The sequence below is a fragment of the Geitlerinema sp. CS-897 genome, from assembly GCF_028368005.1.
Classification (GTDB): domain Bacteria; phylum Cyanobacteriota; class Cyanobacteriia; order Cyanobacteriales; family Geitlerinemataceae; genus Baaleninema; species Baaleninema simplex.
The window spans coordinates 1-2,907 of sequence record NZ_JAQNCQ010000009.1; the positions used below are offsets into that span (position 1 = coordinate 1).

Annotated in this window: 2 protein-coding genes; one reads left to right on the top strand and one right to left on the bottom strand. The window is 57.6% G+C overall.

Annotated features, from left to right (window positions below):
• Positions 1-316 precede the first annotated feature (316 nt).
• Entirely contained in the window at positions 317-2,377 is a 2,061-nt protein-coding gene (locus POG22_RS00300) for an amylo-alpha-1,6-glucosidase (RefSeq protein WP_498902968.1), read from the bottom strand.
• A gap of 258 nt (positions 2,378-2,635) precedes the next feature.
• Here POG22_RS00300 and POG22_RS00305 point away from each other — a divergent pair.
• The coding region (locus POG22_RS00305; RefSeq protein ID WP_498902970.1) for an IS66 family transposase at positions 2,636-2,907 on the top strand (272 nt) is incomplete at its 3' end.

Genomic DNA, 2,907 nt, shown 5'->3' on the forward strand with positions numbered 1-2,907 from the left:
ACCCTATCCTGAGCGGTACGGCAAAGGGCGGAACGAGATTCCGAACCCCCTGGAGGCACGACCTCTCAGCGAAAGGGAAACCCAACTGATAAGTCCTCTGAGTCGGTTCGTACACGTCGGACTCTAGGCGAAAGAAATTAACCAAAAGCCCCACAGCGGAAACGACTTGGGGGAGCAGTCCAGCCAAAGTTCTGGCTGTTCGGCGAGAATACCGCCTGTCGGGAGGGATAAGCCCTTCTAATCAAGACACCGCCACCTCGCGGGACGCAGGTGGAGGAGTATTCATTCGGGCGAAACCCCTCGACTGGCGATCGGTTTAGGTTGGCAGGTGTGTTTCGTCCGGTTTTGGCTGTTGTGGCGTCGTGTATTTCGCGATCGCCAGCCACGCCCGTAACAGTTCGGCAACGCTACCCGCATAAGCAATACAGCCTCGGGGCGTCATGGGAGCGTCGCCGTCGAAAATTTCGCTGACATAGCCGACACCCGCAGTTTGGAGGTGGTGGGCGAAAGGAGACAAGAACGCCATCGCCTCGTTGACATCACCGTTCGCGCGCAGGTGGGCGATCGCGAAGGCTCCCATCCACCACGCCCAAACCGTACCTTGATGGTAGGCGAGATCTCGTTGGGCGGTGTCTCCGCCGTATCGATTGCGGTAGTTCGGATCGTCTGGCGAAAGCGATCGCAAGCCGTGAGAAGTGAGTAACAGATGGCTGCAAGCTTCGACGAGGGCTTTTTGGCGATCGCCCGTCAGCGGACTCACCGGAAGTGACACCGCCAACAGTTGATTGGGGCGTAACGTCGCGTCGTCGCCATCGGGAGTATCGAGAACGTCGTAACAGTAACCGGTACTCGGATTCCAAAACCGTTGAAATCCCCAGTACGCCTGTTGTGTCAATTGTTCGTATTCAGATGTCGGCTTACCCAAGGCGGCGGCAAACTGTCCCATACTCAGCAGGGCATTATACCACAGAGCGTTCACTTCGATCGGTTTGCCCGCTCGAGGCGTCACCACCCATTCTCCAATTTTGGCATCCATCCAAGTCAGTTGGCTCTCGGGCGTGCCTTCAGCGATCAGTCCGTCAGTACGGTCGAGTTGAATGCCGTAGTCCGTTCCCCGACAATAGCAGGCGATCGCTTCTGCCAGAAGAGGAAAAATTTGCGCGAGAAAGTCGCGATCGCCCGTGGCTGCCAAATACAAGCGAACGGCCTCCACGTACCACAGCGTCGCGTCTACCGTATTGTACGCAGGGGAATACGGCGAATCGGACAGAGCGCGATCGCCCGAATAACGGCCTTCGTCGGGAAAGAAATTCGGCAACAACCCATTTTGGAAAAAGCGGCTGTAGGTTAACAAAATCGATTTCGCCGCATCCGGGCGTCCCGTCGCCAGAGTCAACCCCGGCAAACTCATCAGCGTCCAGCGTCCCCAATCCCCAAACCAAGGATATCCTGCCAAAACCGTCGTACCCAAGCTGCCGTCTTCGAGGGGACGACGCACGAGAAAGGCATCGGCAGAAAGGACGAGTTGTTGAACCCAGCCGGGGGAACCGTCGGTTTTCAAACCCGGCGTATCGTGCCAGGCTTGGAGTAACTGACGTTCGTAGCGGTAGCGTCGGGTGAGGGCAGCTTTCCCGTCGAGGCTGGGGTTCGCTTCGGTACTGACGACGACGGTGAGGGATTCGCCGAGTTCGAGGGCGACTTTGAGGGTGGCGGCGTGTAGGTGATCTTCGTAATCTCCGGTACGGCGGTATTGTTCGAGAGCGAGATCGAAGCCAGCATACCAGTTGTAGCGTTCGGTCATCGTCCCGCGATCGCACAGGAGATAAAAGGGTTGCGCCCCGTCACAGGCGATGAGTTTGAGTCCGCGAGCGCAAGGTTCGATTTGCCAGTCTTCCTCCACGACGCTGCCGTGGTGACTGCGGTAGTTGACGAGGGCTTTGACGGATAAATCGAGCGATCGACTGGCACGATGGAGGGTATAGCAAACGTAAGTGGTATTTTCGCCCCGTTCCATCCAAATACGTTTTTCGAGTAACGCCTCGCCACAGGCGAACGTCCAAACCGGCGTCGTCCCCTCGAGTCGAAAGCTTTCGATGTTGCGGTAGCCGTGGGGGGCAATAGTTCCGTCCGCCCAGCGGTTGGTGTAGAGGGAGTAAGATTTACCGTTGTACTGGGCGGTTTCGTCGAGTTTGGCCACCATCAACCGACGTTGGGCCGGAGGTGCGATCGCGGCGATGAGGATACCGTGGTAGTGTCGGGTGAGCAATCCGGCGACGGTTCCCGAAGCATAGCCGCCAATGCCGTTCGTCACCAGCCATTCTCGCTGTTGAACGGTGTCGAGTTCGCCGCAGATTTCCCGCCCGAAATGAATGACCATGCCGATTGCGCTGAGGTTAGGTGTCTTTTGATTGTGACATGGTGGGGGGAATCCTTAGTGGTGCAGAAAAGTCCTGAAACCCTTGTTAGAAAAGATATCGCCGTATTCAAGGGTTGGTCGCAAAATCCCAGATCGGCATCTTGGTGCCGGAGATCCCCGGCATCTCCAAGATGACTGGCCGGCCGGCCGGCGCAACACACCCCCGCCGGTGAGTCCTCAACATATCTTCTCGAACTACGAGCCTGGCTCCATGCCGCCTTGCTGTTGAAGCGCTTGTCCTCTGACCCGGACTCCTCGCAACTGTTACCCGTTACCCAGACACAACTTCGTCATCGTTTGGAGCAACGAGCCGAAACGCTGCTTTCTCCGCCACGGGCGAGTCCCGAGACCACTGACCCCCGAGCGCGACTCGAAGAATCTCTGCGCCAGCGCTTGGACAAACAGCGCGACCACTTGTTGGTCTTTCTGGATGTACCTCAAGTCGAGGCCACCAATAATCGCGCCGAACGACAGTTACGTCCCGCCGTCAT

Excerpts from the sequence above, each read along its gene's own strand:
- POG22_RS00300 (WP_498902968.1), bottom strand. The coding sequence starts at position 2,377 with ATGGTCATTCATTTCGGGCGGGAAATCTGCGGCGAACTCGACACCGTT.